Origin of the sequence: Salinispora pacifica DSM 45544 (assembly GCF_000378845.1) — a bacterium.
Lineage (GTDB): Bacteria > Actinomycetota > Actinomycetes > Mycobacteriales > Micromonosporaceae > Micromonospora > Micromonospora pacifica.
In genome coordinates this window covers 3,000,730-3,016,288 of sequence record NZ_KB905359.1, presented here as the reverse complement: position 1 = coordinate 3,016,288, position 15,559 = coordinate 3,000,730, and the positions used below count along the sequence as shown (strand labels likewise).

Sequence of the window (15,559 nt, the reverse complement as noted above, 5' to 3'; positions counted from 1 at the left end):
CCCCCGATAGGTCCCGCGCCCCCAGGTCGCGGCCGGCTTGGGGATGGAGTCGGGTGGTAGGCCGGGCGACCATGCGGCGACGAAGAGTGACTTGCGCCGGGTACGCTCAACCCCGACTTGACGATCGCCGACGGCATGGCAGTATTGAGTCCGGTCCACTCAACTTGTGCGGGATGCGCTGCGGCGGCGCCCGTAAACGGTTCAATCGAACGAAGCGAGGAAGCGAAGATGGCACGTGCGGTCGGCATCGACCTCGGCACGACGAACTCCTGCGTCAGCGTCCTGGAGGGCGGTGAGCCCACCGTGATCGCCAACGCCGAGGGCTCGCGGACGACCCCGTCGATCGTCGCCTTCGCCCGAAACGGCGAGGTGCTCGTCGGTGAGGTCGCCAAGCGGCAGGCGGTGACCAACCCGGACCGGACGATCCGGTCCGTCAAGCGGGAGATCGGCACCGACTGGTTCGTCGACATCGACGACAAGAAGTACACGCCGCAGGAGATCTCGGCTCGTACGCTGATGAAGCTCAAGCGGGACGCCGAGGCGTACCTGGGCGAGCAGATCACCGACGCCGTGATCACCGTTCCGGCGTACTTCAACGACGGCCAGCGGCAGGCCACCAAGGAGGCCGGTGAGATCGCCGGCTTCAACGTGCTGCGGATCGTCAACGAGCCGACCGCGGCCGCCCTGGCGTACGGGCTGGACAAGGGCTCCAAGGAGCAGACCGTTCTGGTCTTCGACCTCGGCGGCGGCACCTTCGACGTGTCGTTGCTGGAGCTGGCCGAGGGCGTCATCGAGGTCAAGTCGACCAGCGGCGACAACCTCCTCGGCGGGGACGACTGGGACCAGCGGATCATCGACCACCTGGTCAAGACCTTCAACGGTGAGCACGGCATCGACCTCGCCCAGGACAAGATGGCGATGCAGCGCCTCAAGGAGGCGGCGGAGAAGGCCAAGATCGAGCTGTCCGCCGCCGCCACCAGCAACATCAACCTGCCGTACATCACCGCTGGTGCAGCCGGCCCGCTACACCTCGACGTGACGATCACTCGCGCCGAGTTCCAGCGGATGACGCAGGACCTGCTGGACCGCTGCAAGGTCCCGTTCGAGCAGGCCGTCAAGGACGCCGGGATCAAGGTCGCCGACGTCGAACACGTCATCCTGGTCGGTGGCTCGACCCGGATGCCGGCCGTGACCGAGCTGGTCAAGCAGCTCACCGGCCGGGACCCGAACAAGGGCGTGAACCCGGACGAGGTCGTCGCCGTCGGTGCCGCCCTGCAGGCCGGTGTGCTCAAGGGCGAGGTCAAGGATGTCCTGCTGCTCGACGTGACCCCGCTGAGTCTCGGCATCGAGACCAAGGGGGGCATCTTCACCAAGCTGATCGAGCGCAACACCACCATCCCGACCAAGCGTTCCGAGGTCTTCACCACGGCCGACGACAACCAGCCGTCCGTGCTGATCCAGGTCTTCCAGGGTGAGCGGGAGATCGCCGCCTACAACAAGAAGCTCGGCACCTTCGAGCTGACCGGCCTGCCGCCGGCGCCGCGCGGCATGCCGCAGATCGAGGTCACCTTCGACATCGACGCCAACGGCATCGTGAACGTCCACGCGAAGGACACCGGCACCGGCAAGGAACAGAAGATGACGGTCACCGCTGGCTCCTCGCTGCCGAAGGAGGACATCGAGCGGATGCGTCGGGACGCCGAGGAGCACGCAGAGGAGGACAAGCTGCGGCGGGAGGAGGCGGAGACCCGCAACGTGGCCGAGGCACTGCAGTGGCAGACCGAGAAGTTCCTCGCCGAGAGCGGCGACAAGCTGCCCACCGAGTCCCGGGACCAGATCAACGAGGCGCTCGGCGAGCTGCGCAGCGCCCTCGGTGGTCAGGACATCGAGAAGATCAAGTCTGCGCACGCGCAGCTGGCCCAGGTTTCCCAGCAGGCCGGCTCCCAGCTCTACACCCAGCAGCAGGGTGAGCAGGCCGGTGCGGCCGGCGACCAGGCGGGTGCTCAGGCGGGTGCTCAGGCCGGCGGCCCGGACGACGTGGTCGACGCGGAGATCGTGGACGAGGACAAGGACAAGAAGTGACCGTTCTCGGACACGGGTTCCACGTACAGGGATGAGGTAGCCGTATGACGGACAAGCCACGAGCCACCGACCCGGACGCTGCCGGGTCGGTGCCGGGTGGCTCCGCCTCCGCCGGCGATGCCGGTGCGGAGCCGCGGGTCGTGATCCGTGACAACCGCAAGATCCGCGATGCCACGGGGTCCGGCTCGGAGGCCGCCGACGCGGAATCCGGCTCGGACACGGCGAGCACCGCCTCGGATACGGCCGGCTCCGGCTCGGACACGGCGAGCACCGCCTCGGATGCCGCCGGCTCCGGCTCGGACGCCACCGCCGCCGACGCCGGGTCGGACGTCCCGGCAGCCGGGCTGGTCGAGGAGGCGGATGTCGTGGTTGACGAGATTCAGGCCGAGACCACCGAGGAGACGTCCGCCAACCCACCGGTGGTGGACGCGCCGGCCGAGCCGGTTGACGCCGCCACGGCGACCTCACTCGGTGCGGAGTTGGAGGCGTTGCGGGTCGATCTGGATGAGCGGACTCGGGACCTACAGCGGGTGACCGCGGAGTACGCGAACTACCGCAAGCGGGTTGACCGAGATCGGGCGCTCGTCACCGAGCAGGCCACCGGCTCGGTGCTCGCCGCGCTGCTGCCGATCCTCGACGACCTGGACCGGGCTCGTGAGCACGGCGACCTGGTGGGACCGTTCGGATCGGTGGCGGAGCAGCTCACCACCGCGCTCGGCAAGTTCGGGCTGACCCCGTTCGGCGCCGAGGGCGACCCGTTCGACCCGACCCAGCACGAGGCGGTGACGCACCAGACCTCCGCCGAGGTCACCGAGCCGACCTGCGTACAGGTCATGCGGCGGGGCTACCTGGTGGGGGAGCGGTTGCTGCGGCCGGCGTTGGTCGGAGTCGCCGACCCGGAGTGAACGGGTGACACGACGGCATGATCGTCCCGCCCGCCCGACCGGGGCGGGCGGGACGATCACTCGACGGAAGGGGGCGGACCGGTGAGTTCCAAGGACTGGATCGAGAAGGACTACTACGCCGCCCTTGGAGTGGGCAAGGCCGCCTCCGCTGATGAGATCAAGAAGGCGTATCGGAAGCTGGCGCGCGAGTCGCACCCGGATCGCAATCCTGGCGACACGTCAGCCGAGGAGCGGTTCAAGGCGGCCTCCGAGGCGTACACGGTGCTTGGCGATGACGCGAAGCGCCAGGAGTACGACGAGATGCGGTCGTTGTTCGGTTCGGGCGCGTTCCGGCGTAACGCCGGCGGAGCGGGCCCGCCCGGCGGGATGCCGTTCGATGTTGGCGACCTGTTCGGCGGCGCGGCCGGTGGCGACCGGCGGTTCAGCGGGGCTGGGTTTCAGAACCTGTTCGGTTCGATCTTTCCGGGTGGGGGTGGGGCCACATCGCGGGGCCCGGCTCGGGGACGGGACGTGGAGACCGAGGTCGCGCTCGACTTCGACGACGCGATGCGCGGGGTGACCCTGCCGCTGACGTTGCGGACGCCGGGGGTGTGTGAGACCTGTCGTGGCGACGGGGCGAAGCCGGGCACGCAGCCGCGGGCCTGTCCGACCTGTCGCGGTGCCGGGGTAACCACCCGTAATCAGGGCTCGTTCAGCTTCTCCGAGCCCTGTTCTGACTGTCAGGGCGTCGGCACGGTGGTGGACGAGAAATGCCCGGAGTGCCAGGGCAGCGGTGGCGTCACCAAGAACCGGACGTTGAACGTCCGGTTCCCGGCTGGGGTGTCCGACGGTCAGCGGATCCGGCTGGCGGGGCGGGGGGAGCCCGGGGCCCGGGGCGGGCCCGCCGGTGACCTGTTCATTCAGGTCCGGGTCAGTCCGGACGACCTGTTCGGCCGAGCCGGTGAGGACCTGACACTGACGGTGCCGATCACCTTCGCGGAGGCGGTACTCGGCACTGATCTGCGGGTACCCACCTTCGATGGCGCGGTAACTCTCCGGGTGCCTCCGGGTACGCCGAGCGGACGCGTCCTTCGGGCCCGGGGCAAGGGGGTGGCCCGTACCGATGGACGGGCCGGCGATCTGTTGGTCACCCTTGAGGTGGTGGTACCAGAGAAGCTGTCAGAGGAGGCCCGGGCGGCGTTGGAGACGTTCGTTGCCCAGACCCCGCCGGCTGCTCGGGAACATCTCGACGCGCGGGTGCGTCGGGGGAGCTGACCGGGCGGCGGGCTCGGTGGAGTGCACGCGGAGGTGAGCGGGGATGGCGGACAACTTCGTCGGTGCGGATGACCCTGCCTACGAGGCCAAGGTGCTGATGATCTCGGTGGCTGCCCGGATGGCGGGCATGCACCCACAGACGCTGCGCCAGTATGACCGGCTCGGTCTGGTGCAGGCCGGCCGTGCGGCCGGGGGTGGTCGTCGGTACAGCGTCCGGGACGTGGTGCTGCTCCGCGAGGTGCAGCGGCTCAGCCAGGACGACGGCATCAACCTGGCCGGGGTGAAGCGGATTATCGGGTTGGAGCGGCTGCTGGAGCAGGCGCAGCAGCGGGTGGCCCGGCTGGAGGTGGAGCTGGAGGCCGCGTACCGCCGGATCGCCGAGTTGGAGGCGGTGGCCCGCTTCCCCGGCAGCGAGCTGGTGCCTGCCCGTCGTACCTCCACCGCGCTGGTGGTCTGGCGTCCCCGGCGGAACCCGGAGCGGTGAGCTCGTGCCGGATTCGGGGTTCGGCCCCGGGGAGCGTCCAGGTCGGCTAATCTCAGGATTAGCTCCAAATCTACCCAAATCGGACGTCGCTGGTAGGGGGTCATGGCGGAAACAGCCAAGAGTCTCGCCCAACAGGCGGAGGAGAGCCTCGAGCAGGTGGCCGAGGCGGTCCGAAAGCGGTTCGACGAGCTCACTGAGGGAAGGTTCAGCGACCAGATCAGGCAAGGACGGTTCGCGGAATCGGGTGACTCTGGCGCCGACCAGGGACACCCCGCGGATCAGCATCAGCGTCGCTGACCGAGCCGGTCGACCGATGGGCGGGCCGGGACCCACGGGGGGTCCCGGCCCAACCGGTCACACGGGGGGTCCCGGCCCATCCCGTCAGGGGAGGCGGCGGTTCTCCCGGACCAGTCCCCCCTCGCACCAGTCGCGGTAGACGAAGACGTCCGGTTGGGCCAGCAGGATCCGGCTGTTCCGCGCCCACGTCCGCATCGGCTCGTCCCCCTCCCGCTCGGCCCGCTCCACCAGCTTCCAGAACCGCCGCTTCGGGTGGGCCCGAAACCCCGATCGGATTCCGCCCGCGGCGTAGATGTAGAGGCAGTGCAGCGCGAAGCGGCGGGCCGGACAGGCCGGATCCATCGCCAGGTCGAAGAGGGTGGCTACCAGCCCGTTGCCGGCGACCAGGAGATCCCAGTCCTGCGGCATGGAGGCCAACGGCACCGAGTCGGGTTGGTAGGCCCAGGCCCGTAGCTCCGCCGGTGACGGGTCGACGGGGTTCGCGAAGCCACGGAAGGTCGAATCCTGCGCACTCACCGGCCAACCCTCCGCTCTTCACCTGGGCGACGGCCCCGGGTACCCCTTTCCCCGCTGTTGGGCGGCAACGGTAACGCGAGCATGCCAGCGGCGGTAGCCCTCGCCGGGGCGGAGTCATTACCCGAGGGGGTCGGGGCCGGGCCGCCGGTGGCCCGCGCGGGGCAGGCCACCGAGGCGGGGCGGATCAGTCCCCGACAGGCACCGGTTGGGCCTGCTGCTTGGCGGCGCGTTGCCGCAGCCAGCTCTTGAACCAGTCGAGGTCGGGCACCCGGGCGAGCGTCGGCCCGACCACCACGGTGATCAACACGTACGCCGTGGCGAGCGCGGCCAGTTGCGGATCGACACTTCCGGCCGCCACCGCCAGCCCGGCGATGACGATGGAGAACTCCCCGCGCGGTACCAGGGTGAGTCCGGTGCGCCAACGGCCGGGCTCGGCGATGCCGGCCCGCCGGGCGGCGAGGTACCCGGTGAGCGTCTTCGTGCCCATCGTGACCACCGCCAGCGCGAGCGCCGGCAGTAGCACCGGCGGGATGTCGCGTGGGTCGGTGACCAGCCCGAAGAAGAGGAAGAACACCGCGGCGAACAGGTCCCGCAGCGGCGTCAGGAGTTGGGTGGCATGGTGCGCGACCGGTCCGGAGATCGCGATGCCGACCAGGAACGCACCGACGGCGGCCGAGACCTGGAGCTTCGCGGCGACCCCGGCGACCAGCAGGGTCAGGCCGAGTACGCCCAGGAGCAGCGCCTCCGGATCACGGGCCGACATGACGTTCGAAATGGTCCGGCCATACCGGATCGCGACCACCAGCACGACCAGCACCGTGGCGACCGCGACGGCGAGCGCGGCGCCGCCGGCGACCAGCCCGGCTCCGGCCAGGACGGCGGTGAGTAGCGGCAGGTAGAAGGCCATCGCCAGGTCTTCGATGACCAGCACCGACAACACCACCGGGGTTTCCCGGTTGCCGAGCCGACCCAGGTCGCTGAGGACCTTCGCGACCACGCCGGAGGAGGAGATCCAGGTGATGCCGGCGAGTACGACCGCCGCCACCCAGTCCCAGCCGAGCAGCAGTGCGAAGGCGGCGCCGGGCAACGCGTTGAGCAGCCCGTCGATCAGCCCGGCCGGCGCGGCGGCTCGGAGGTTGCCGACCAGCTCGCTCGCGGAGTACTCCAGGCCGAGCATGACCAGCAGGAGGATCACGCCGATTTCGGCGCCGATCGCGAAGAACTCCTCGCTGGCCTTGAAGCCAAAGACACCGCCGTGCCCGAAGAGGAGCCCGGCGAGTAGGTAGAGGGGGATGGGGGAGAGCCCGATCCGGCGGCTGAGTCGGCCGAGGAGTCCGAGCAGGAACAGCAGCGCGCCGACTTCGATGAGCAGTGTGGTGGTGTCGTGCATCCGCCTCAGCCGTCCGGGTCGCCGTCGGCGAGGATGGCAGTCACTCCGTCGAGACCCTGTCGAGTCCCGACCACCACGACAACGTCACCGGCCGCGAAGCGGAATGCGGGTTCTGGGGAGACGATCACCTCGCCGTGGCGAAGCACCGCCACGATCGAGGCACCGGTGCGGGTACGTGCCTTCGTGTCGCCGAGCTTGCGGCCCACGTACGACGAGGCCGCGGGGATGGCGACCTGCTCGGTCAGCAGCCCGGCGGCCTGCTCCCGCAGCCCGGAGAGCTGGCCGAGGAGCAGCGACGCGCCGAGGATGTCGGCGAGCGCCTCGGCCTCGTCGTCGGTCAGCGGGATGTCGGCCTGGCAGGCGTCGGGATCATCCGGGTCGTAGAGGACGAGATCTCGCCGGCCGTTGCGGTGGGAAACCACGCCGAGCCGCCGTCCGGACTCCGTCATCAGATCGTGGCGGACACCGATCCCCGGAAGAGCAGTCTGTTCGACACGTACTCGCACGTGGACAAGGCTACCGCGCGCGTCAGGTCGAGATGATCGAGCGGGATCACGGAGCCAGTGTCAGTGGGACATCCCCGATTGGGTGACTCACTTCACACCGGCAAAGTTGAGCGGAATAGGCTCAACTTTGGCAGTGTCCGTACCAGTGGACACGCCGACCCGGGGGAGCCCATGAACACCGAACGTCTCACCACGAAGAGCCGCGAGACCATCACCGGCGCCGTCGCCCTCGCTGGGCAGCGTGGACATGCCACCGTGGAGCCCTGGCACCTGCTGCTGTCCCTGCTGGACACCGCGGGATCAACCGCGGTCGGCCTGCTGCGCGCCACCGGAGCCGACCCGGACGAGTTGCGCCGGGCTGCCCAGCGTGCGGTAGCTGCGCTGCCTGTCGCCCGTGGGTCCAGCGTCGCCGAGCCGACCCTGGCCCGGGAGTTCGTCAACGCCATCGGCGCCGCCGAACAGATCGCCCGCCCGCTCGGCGACGAGTACACCTCGACCGAGCATCTGCTTGCCGGCCTGGCCCAGGTCGGCGGCGCGGTGTCGGCGGCGCTGGGGAGTGCCGGGGCCACCGAGGAGGCCCTGGTGGCCTCGTTCCCGACCGTACGGGGCGGGGACCGTCGGGTCACCAGCGCCGACCCGGAGCAGACCTACCAGGCCCTCGCGAGGTACGGCGTTGACCTCACCGCCAGCGCCCGGGATGGCCGGATCGACCCGGTGATCGGCCGGGACACCGAGATTCGCCGGGTGATCCAGGTGCTGTCTCGGCGGACGAAGAACAACCCGGTCCTGATCGGCGAGCCGGGCGTCGGCAAGACCGCGATCGTCGAGGGCCTGGCCCAGCGGATTGTCGCCGGTGACGTCCCCGAGTCGCTACGGGACAAGAAGCTGGTCTCCCTGGATCTCGGCGCGATGGTGGCCGGCGCGTCGTACCGGGGCCAGTTCGAGGAACGGCTGAAGTCCGTCCTTGAGGAGATCAAGAATTCGGATGGGCAGGTCATCACCTTCCTGGACGAACTGCACACCGTCGTCGGCGCTGGTAAGGGCGAGGGCGCGATGGACGCCGGCAACATGCTCAAGCCCATGCTGGCCCGGGGCGAGCTGCGGATGGTGGGCGCGACCACGCTCGACGAATACCGCCAGCACGTCGAATCCGATCCGGCCCTGGAACGTCGGTTCCAGCCGGTGCTGGTCGGTGAGCCAACCATCGAGGACACCGTCGGAATCCTGCGGGGGCTCAAGGAGCGGTACGAGGTGCACCACGGCGTGCGGATCACCGACGGCGCGCTGGTCGCCGCCGTCACCCTGTCCGACCGTTACATCACCGACCGGTTCCTGCCGGACAAGGCCATCGACCTGGTCGACGAGTCCGCGTCCCGGCTCCGGATGGAGATCGACTCACGGCCGGTCGAGGTGGACGAGATCGAGCGGGCGGTGCGCCGCCTCGAGATCGAGGAGATGGCGCTGGCGAAGGAGGCAGACGCCGCATCCGTCGAACGGCTGGAGCGGCTGCGCAAGGAACTGGCCGACAAGCGCGAGCAGCTCACGGCCCTTTCTGAACGCTGGCAGACCGAGAAGCGGCACATCACCCGCCTCTCCGCCGCCAAGGAGGACCTGGAGCGGCTCAGCGGGGAGGCCGAGCGGGCCGAGCGCGACGGCGAGCTGGAGCGCGCCGCCGAGCTGCGGTACGGGCGGATCCCGACGCTCAGGGCCGACCTGACCGAGGCGGCGGAGGAGCTGGCCCGGCTCCAGGCGGACGGTGCGATGCTCAAGGAGGAGGTCGGTGCGGATGACGTCGCCGCCGTGGTCGCCTCCTGGACCGGCATTCCCGCCGGCCGGCTCCTGGAGGGCGAGACGGCGAAGTTGCTGCGGATGGAGGAGTCGCTCGGCGAGCAGGTGGTCGGCCAGGCCCGGGCCGTGGGCGCTGTCGCCGACGCGGTCCGGCGGGCCCGTGCCGGTATCGCGGACCCGGACCGCCCGACCGGCAGCTTCCTCTTCCTCGGTCCGACCGGGGTCGGCAAGACCGAGCTGGCCAAGGCGCTCGCGGGGTTCCTCTTCGACGACGAGCGGGCAATGGTGCGAATCGACATGAGCGAGTACGGCGAGAAGCACTCCGTCGCCCGCCTGGTCGGCGCCCCACCCGGCTACGTCGGGTACGAGGAGGGTGGTCAGCTCACCGAGGCGGTACGCCGTCGGCCGTACTCGGTGATCCTGCTCGACGAGGTGGAGAAAGCCCACCCGGACGTCTTCGATCTCCTCCTGCAGGTGCTCGACGACGGCCGGCTCACCGACGGCCAGGGCCGGACGGTGGACTTCCGCAACGCCATCCTGATCCTCACCTCGAACCTCGGCTCGTCGGTGGTGGGTGACCTCACCGTGGCGGAGGAGCAGCGCCGCGAGGGCGTCCTGGCGGTGGTTCGGTCGCACTTCAAGCCGGAGTTCCTCAACCGCCTCGACGACACCGTGGTATTCGCCGCCCTCCAGGGCGAGCAGCTGCGGGCCATCGTGGACATCCAGCTGGAGCGGATGCGCCGACGGCTCGCCGACCGTCGGCTGGGTCTGGAGATCACCGACCCGGCTCGGGAGTGGCTCGCCGAGCACGGCTACGACCCGGTTTACGGCGCCCGCCCGCTTCGCCGCCTGGTGCAGACCGCCATCGGTGACCAGCTGGCGAAGGCACTGCTGGCCGGGCGAATCCGCGACGGTGACACCGTCCGGGTGGGCCTGACCGACGGCAGGGACGCCCTCACCGTGACCGCCGCCTAGGCACCCCTCGTCGCCCGGGTGCGGGCGCTTGCCAACTCCGCCGAGGTGCGCCGGGTTGTTATCGTCTCCGATCGACATGCCTGGGGAGGTGGTCGGTGAACGGGCCGGTGGCGTATCTGCTGACGACGGTGGGCTGCCTGGCGGTGGTGGCCGGGGTGGTGATCGCCGCGTGGGCCCAGCGCCGGACTAGCCGCCGTCCCCCCGGTACGCGGGTCGCCCAAGAAGACCCGCTGCGCGATCGCGACGCGGACGCCCTTCGGGGCGACCCGCGGCGACTCAAGCCCGGGGACCTCGTCGAGGTCTCCGGCGGCGTGACGTACGCGGTGCGCGGCTCCGTCCGGCTGGTGGAAGGTGCGTGGAGTTGGACGGAACACCTGCTCGACGACGCGGACGGCGTCCGGCGCTGGCTCTCCGTGGAGGAGGATCCAGAGCTGGAACTGGTGCTCTGGGCGGCCGAACCCGGCACGACGATCACCCCGGGGGCTCCGACCATCGACTTCGCCGGCCGCCGCTACCGCTGGAGTGAGTCCGGTCAGGCCCGCTACACCGCGGTCGGCACCACCACGCTCGACCCGAGCGGCACCCTGCGCTACCACGACTATCAGGCCTCCGGCGGCGAGCGGCTGTCGTTCGAGGCGTACGGCGAGGCGGGCTGGGAGGTGGCCCGCGGCGAGCGGCTGCACCGCTCCGAGGTGATGATCTATCCGCGGGACGAGGTGGCCTGAGTGCTCGTCACCCTGGTCGCCCCCTATGTCGACACCTGTGCCACCGACCTCAGCCTGGCGCTTGACGACGCCCCGCGACCCGCGCTGCACGTACTCCAGGTCGATTTGCCCGGCGCGGTCCAGGTGCGGCTGCGCCTGCTCGGCGCCTCGCACCAGGTGATGCTGCGTGCCCCGGGCGCCGCGCTGACCGAGACGGTGGCGTGCCTGCCCGGTCGCCGCCCCGACCTGCCCGACCGGGTCCACGACGAGTCCACCGGCTACCGGTTCACCGCCACCGTGCTGCGCCCCGGCGACGAGGGCCTGCGGGAACGGGTGGCGGCGCTGCGCGCCGACCTGGCGGATGACCCGTACGCCCTGGTCGGTGTCTTCCCCGGCGACGTTGACGCGGTGACCGCGTTGGCGGTGCGTCCGGGCCGGTCGGGCGGTGCCCTCGGCTGGCGCACCTGGCACGCGTACCCGCAGACCCGGGAGCTGGTCCTGACCGAAACGGTGGTGACTCCGCGATGACGTACCGACGCTGGTTTGTGGTGGGGACGGCGTTCGCCCTTCTCGGCGTGTTGGTCGTGGCCATCGCCATCAGCTACGGCAGCTTCTCCCCGCGCGGCTTCGTCGAGGACCGCTACCAGCGGGCCGCCGCGCACGACCTCGACAGCGCGGCGCTGGCCTACAGCTCGACGAAGCAGCCGAGCCAGGTGGCCCAGGAGCTCACCGACGCCTGGCAGCCGGCGGACCAGTACGTCGACAGCACCGGCGTCTATCTGCGCTACGACGATGATTCGGTGGTGATCCGGCCGGTCGCCGCGGGCTCACTGATCCTTCTGGAACGGCTTACCACCGCGTATCCGCGCTACCACTCCCGGGTCGGAGGCCACTGGGGCTGGGGTCGGGGCAACACCGTCCGGGGCGGTGGCCCGGGCAGCGGCAAATAGGACCTCTGTCGACCGAACGAACCCCTGGAGCGCCCCTGTGTTGCAGACCCTCGTCACTGACCTCCTGCTCACCCTCGCCTACGGAGTGGTCGGGATCGCGCTCATGGGCGTCGGCTACGGTCTGGTTGACCTGGCCACCCCGGGTCGGCTCAGTCAGCTGATCTGGAACGAACGCAACCGCAACGCCGCGCTCCTGCTCGCCTCGAACCTGCTCGGCGTCGGCATCATCGTGGTTGCCGCGATCGCCGCCAGCGAGGACGACTTCGTCGTCGGCCTGATCGGGGCGGCGTCCTACGGGTTCCTTGGTCTGGTCATCATGGCAGCCGCGTTCCTGTTGCTGGATCTCGCCACCCCCGGGCGGCTGGGCGAGATCCTCGTCGACCCGGAGCCGCACCCCGCGGTCTGGGTCACCGCCGCCATTCACCTCGCTGCCGGCGCGATCATCGCCGCCGCGATCAGCTGATGGCCCCGCGAGCATCCGCGCGGGGCGGGTGGGTGTGGGGTGGCATCGCCGTGGTGGCCGTCCTCGTCACCGTGGTCGCCGTTGGCGCCCGGACCGAGGACAACAGCTTGGTCGTACCGCCGCCCACCGCCACCGAACAGAACGACACGGTGGCTCTGCTGCGCGACGCCGCCGAGCAGCAGGACATTTGCTACGGCTGGGAGCTCAAGCAGGGAGGTGGGGACGTGGTCAGTGCCGGATCGAACCTCGGTGTCGGCCTTTCGGTGGTTGACCACCCGCAGTGTCCCCGCTGGCTGCGGGTCGCCGCGACCGTCGACTACACCCCGGAGAGCAGCGAGGCCGAGGACTTCGCCAGGGTGGTGGTCGACGGGTCGCCCGAATTCCTCTATGACCTCTTCAAGCTGGAGACCAGCTTGTCCCGGTTCGGTCTCGACGGAGCGGCCTTCCTCGCGGAGCCCGGATGGGCGGTGACGCGGGCCGCGGTGAGTCTTTCACTATTGGTCGTCGAACGTGGTGTGGTCAGCCCGGAGCCGGTGGTGACCAGCGCTCCCATCGCGGCGCCGAGCCCGCTGCCGGCAGCCGGCAGCGACCTGTGGCGGGAGCGTTCCGGCTGGCTGATTGGGGCCACCGGGATGGTGCTGATCGCCGTGCTGCTGGTCGTGGTCGGTCTGGTCGAGCGGCGTCGGCAGCGCGGCGGGGCGGCGGTTACGGCCCGGCGTGGCAAGGGCAGAGCTCGGCGCGGCCGGTGAGGCGGGCGTGACGGTGGACGTGGACGCGCCGATCCGGTGGCGGTCGGCTCGCGCCGCCGTGCTGGCCGCGGTGTTCGTCTGCGCGGCCTGCGGCCTGGTTTACGAACTGGCCCTGGTTGCGCTCGGTAGCTACCTGATCGGCGACACGGTCGGGCAGGCGTCGATCGTGCTCGGGGTCATGGTCTTCGCGATGGGGGTGGGGGCCCTCGCCGCGAAGCCGCTGCAATCGCGGGCCGCCGCCGTGTTCGCCGCGATCGAGCTGGCCCTGGCGCTGCTCGGAGGGCTGTCGGTACTCGGCCTCTATGCGGCGTTCGCCTGGCTGAACCTGTATCTGCCGGCACTGGTCGGCACCGCCTTCGTACTCGGGCTGTTGATCGGCGCGGAGATCCCGCTGTTGATGGTGCTGCTGCAACGGATCCGCCAGCAGGCGGCCGGCAGTGCGGTTGCCGACCTGTTCGCCGCCGACTACGTCGGCGCCCTCCTCGGTGGCCTGGCCTTCCCGTTCCTGCTGCTGCCGCTCTTCGGCCAGCTCAAGGGCGCGCTGGTGGTCGGCGCGGTGAACGCCGTCGCCGGCCTGGTGTTGGTCTTCACCGTCTTCCGGCGGGAACTCAGCGGTCGGGCACGCACGGCGTTGACCGCCGGTTCCGTGCTGGTCGCCCTCTGCCTCGGGTACGCGTGGCTGACCGCCCATGACTTCGAGGTGACCGCCCGGCAGCAGCTCTATCGCGACCCGGTGGTGCACGCGGAGCGCAGCCGCTACCAGGAGATCGTCCTCACCGACTCGGTGGCCGCGCCCGGTGGCCAGACCGACCTGCGCCTCTTTCTCAACGGGGATCTCCAGTTCAGTTCGCTCGACGAATACCGATACCACGAGGCGCTGGTGCATCCGGCGCTCGCTGGTCCGCGCGGCGAGGTGCTCCTGCTCGGCGCGGGGGACGGGCTCGCCGTTCGGGAACTGCTGCGCTACCCGGACATCCGTCGGATCACCGTGGTCGACCTGGATTCGGCGGTGGTGGCGTTGGCCCGCACCGAGCCGCGACTGCGGCAGCTCAACGGTGGCTCGCTCGACGATCCCCGGGTTCGGGTGTTGCACGCCGACGCGTTCCGGTGGCTGCGGTCCACCACCGAGCAGTTTGACGTGGTGATCGCCGATCTACCCGACCCGGACGAGACGGCTACCGCGAAGCTCTACTCGGTGGAGTTCTACACGTTGGTCCGGAACGCGCTGGCCGTCGAGGGTCGGCTGGTGGTGCAGGCCGGTTCCCCGTACTTCGCGCCCCGGTCGTACTGGTCCATCGAGGCATCACTGCGGGAGGCCGGATTCGCCACCACCCCGTACCACGTGGATATCCCCTCCTTCGGTGACTGGGGCTTTCTGCTCGCCGCGCCCGGTGCGAACCCGCCCTTGCTGACCCTGCCCAGCGGCGCGCCGACCCTGCGTTTTCTGGACGCGCCCACGCTGGCCGCCGCCGAGGTCTTCCCACCGGACCGGGGCCGGGTCAATGTGCCGGCCTCAACGCTGTTGCATCCCCGAGTGCTCGACTACGCGCGTGCCGAATGGCGCGGGTACTGAGGCTCGTACCGTCGAGTCTGTTGGCCCGAGGCCGTACGGTGTGGGGCGCGAATGAGGGAAGGAGACTCGTGGTAAATCCGCACCAGCCCGTTCGGGTACGTCCGGGCGTCGTCACTATTTCCAGCTACCTACTTATGTTCTATGCCGCCCTGGCCGTACTCGATGTGGTGGTCGCTCTCACCACCCTGGGCGCGGCCCGGGAGGTCTACGAGGAGGCTTTCGCGGGCACCACAGCAGAGGGCACCGAGGGCGCCGTGGTGTTCGCGGCCGCCGCGACGAGCGTGGTCACTCTGCTGTTCGCGGTTGGCTTTGTCGTTCTCGCCCTGCTCAACAACCGGGGGATGAATCCGGCCCGGATCACGACCTGGGTCGTCGGTGGCATCGCGCTCTGCTGCGTCGCCGTCGGCTTGGCCTTCTCCGCAGCGGGTAGCGTGGTGGAGGGCGATGTCTCCGGTGACGTTGTCAGCCAGGAGGAGCTCAACCGTCGGCTGGACGAAGCCCTGCCGTCCTGGCACGAACCGGTGCTGACCGCGACCCTCGGTGCTATCGCCCTGTTGGTGGCCCTGATCCTGCTTGCCCTGCCGCCATCGAACGAGTTCTTCCGCAAGCCGCAGCAGCAGTGGGAGCCTCCGCTCCCGGGTCAGCCGGTGTATCCGCCGCCCCCGGGTCAGCCGGCGTATCCCCCGCCCCCGGGCCAGCCGGCGTATCCCCCGCCCCCGGGCCAGCCGGCGTATCCGCCGCCCCCGGGTCAGCCGGACTATCCGCAGGCTGATCCGAGTTCGGGCGCCTCGGGGAACCCGGGTTCGTCAGATCCGGGTCAAGGTGGACAGTCCGGCTCCGGCGGGCTCGGCTAGCCGTCGGTGCTCTGCCCGCCGTAGAACGCGACTTCGACTGGTCCCTCCGGATAGCGTGCACCCCGACGC

Annotated in this window: 16 protein-coding genes; 13 read left to right on the top strand and 3 right to left on the bottom strand. The window is 70.2% G+C overall.

Going from position 1 to position 15,559, the window contains the following annotated elements; genetic code table 11:
• Positions 1-228: 228 nt before the first annotated feature.
• The 5 genes from dnaK to SALPAC3_RS0113630 all read left to right on the top strand — a co-directional run bounded on the left by dnaK (position 229) and on the right by SALPAC3_RS0113630 (position 5,022).
• Complete coding sequence (gene dnaK, locus SALPAC3_RS0113650; protein ID WP_018221787.1) at positions 229-2,082, top strand: molecular chaperone DnaK; 1,854 nt, start codon at positions 229-231, stop codon at positions 2,080-2,082.
• 44 nt (positions 2,083-2,126) lie between these two features.
• Positions 2,127-2,987 (top strand): nucleotide exchange factor GrpE, encoded by an 861-nt coding sequence (grpE, locus tag SALPAC3_RS0113645; protein ID WP_018221786.1) that lies wholly within the window; start codon positions 2,127-2,129, stop codon positions 2,985-2,987.
• A gap of 81 nt (positions 2,988-3,068) precedes the next feature.
• Positions 3,069-4,241: a molecular chaperone DnaJ gene (dnaJ, locus tag SALPAC3_RS0113640; RefSeq protein WP_018221785.1), complete on the top strand. Its 1,173-nt coding sequence runs from the start codon at positions 3,069-3,071 to the stop codon at positions 4,239-4,241.
• 43 nt (positions 4,242-4,284) lie between these two features.
• Positions 4,285-4,725, top strand: a complete 441-nt coding sequence (locus SALPAC3_RS0113635) for a heat shock protein transcriptional repressor HspR (protein WP_018221784.1) — start codon at positions 4,285-4,287, stop codon at positions 4,723-4,725.
• Between the two features lie 102 nt (positions 4,726-4,827).
• Positions 4,828-5,022 (top strand): hypothetical protein, encoded by a 195-nt coding sequence (locus SALPAC3_RS0113630; protein ID WP_018221783.1) that lies wholly within the window; start codon positions 4,828-4,830, stop codon positions 5,020-5,022.
• A gap of 84 nt (positions 5,023-5,106) precedes the next feature.
• On the opposite strand, the gene SALPAC3_RS0113625 is transcribed toward SALPAC3_RS0113630, so the two are convergent.
• The 3 genes from SALPAC3_RS0113625 to SALPAC3_RS0113615 form a co-directional block, all read right to left on the bottom strand.
• Positions 5,107-5,538 (bottom strand): hypothetical protein, encoded by a 432-nt coding sequence (locus SALPAC3_RS0113625; RefSeq protein WP_018221782.1) that lies wholly within the window; start codon positions 5,536-5,538, stop codon positions 5,107-5,109.
• 184 nt (positions 5,539-5,722) lie between these two features.
• Entirely contained in the window at positions 5,723-6,928 is a 1,206-nt protein-coding gene (locus SALPAC3_RS0113620) for a cation:proton antiporter (protein ID WP_018221781.1), read from the bottom strand.
• Between the two features lie 5 nt (positions 6,929-6,933).
• A complete protein-coding gene (locus tag SALPAC3_RS0113615) occupies positions 6,934-7,434 on the bottom strand; it encodes a cation:proton antiporter regulatory subunit (RefSeq protein ID WP_026185539.1) in 501 nt (166 codons plus the stop codon).
• Positions 7,435-7,605: 171 nt separating this feature from the next.
• Here SALPAC3_RS0113615 and clpB point away from each other — a divergent pair, with 171 nt between their 5' ends.
• From clpB to SALPAC3_RS0113575, 8 genes are all read left to right on the top strand, one after another.
• A complete protein-coding gene (gene clpB, locus SALPAC3_RS0113610) occupies positions 7,606-10,197 on the top strand; it encodes an ATP-dependent chaperone ClpB (protein WP_018221779.1) in 2,592 nt (863 codons plus the stop codon).
• Between the two features lie 95 nt (positions 10,198-10,292).
• Positions 10,293-10,922 (top strand): DUF4178 domain-containing protein, encoded by a 630-nt coding sequence (locus SALPAC3_RS0113605; RefSeq protein ID WP_018221778.1) that lies wholly within the window; start codon positions 10,293-10,295, stop codon positions 10,920-10,922.
• The gene (locus SALPAC3_RS0113600; RefSeq protein WP_018221777.1) at positions 10,923-11,429 is read left to right on the top strand and encodes a DUF2617 family protein; all 507 of its coding nucleotides are present in this window, start codon (positions 10,923-10,925) and stop codon (positions 11,427-11,429) included. It begins immediately after the preceding gene.
• The gene (locus SALPAC3_RS0113595; RefSeq protein ID WP_018221776.1) at positions 11,426-11,851 is read left to right on the top strand and encodes a DUF4247 domain-containing protein; all 426 of its coding nucleotides are present in this window, start codon (positions 11,426-11,428) and stop codon (positions 11,849-11,851) included. Before SALPAC3_RS0113600 ends, SALPAC3_RS0113595 begins: the two co-directional genes overlap by 4 nt.
• Positions 11,852-11,891: 40 nt before the next feature.
• Complete coding sequence (locus SALPAC3_RS0113590) at positions 11,892-12,314, top strand: DUF350 domain-containing protein (RefSeq protein WP_080635260.1); 423 nt, start codon at positions 11,892-11,894, stop codon at positions 12,312-12,314.
• A 32-nt stretch (positions 12,315-12,346) separates the two neighbouring features.
• Positions 12,347-13,063, top strand: coding sequence for a hypothetical protein (locus tag SALPAC3_RS0113585; RefSeq protein WP_018221774.1), 717 nt, complete (start codon positions 12,347-12,349; stop codon positions 13,061-13,063).
• Positions 13,064-13,076: 13 nt separating this feature from the next.
• Positions 13,077-14,636 (top strand): polyamine aminopropyltransferase, encoded by a 1,560-nt coding sequence (locus tag SALPAC3_RS0113580; RefSeq protein ID WP_196230998.1) that lies wholly within the window; start codon positions 13,077-13,079, stop codon positions 14,634-14,636.
• A 38-nt stretch (positions 14,637-14,674) separates the two neighbouring features.
• The gene (locus SALPAC3_RS0113575; protein WP_026185537.1) at positions 14,675-15,490 is read left to right on the top strand and encodes a hypothetical protein; all 816 of its coding nucleotides are present in this window, start codon (positions 14,675-14,677) and stop codon (positions 15,488-15,490) included.
• Positions 15,491-15,559 lie beyond the last annotated feature (69 nt).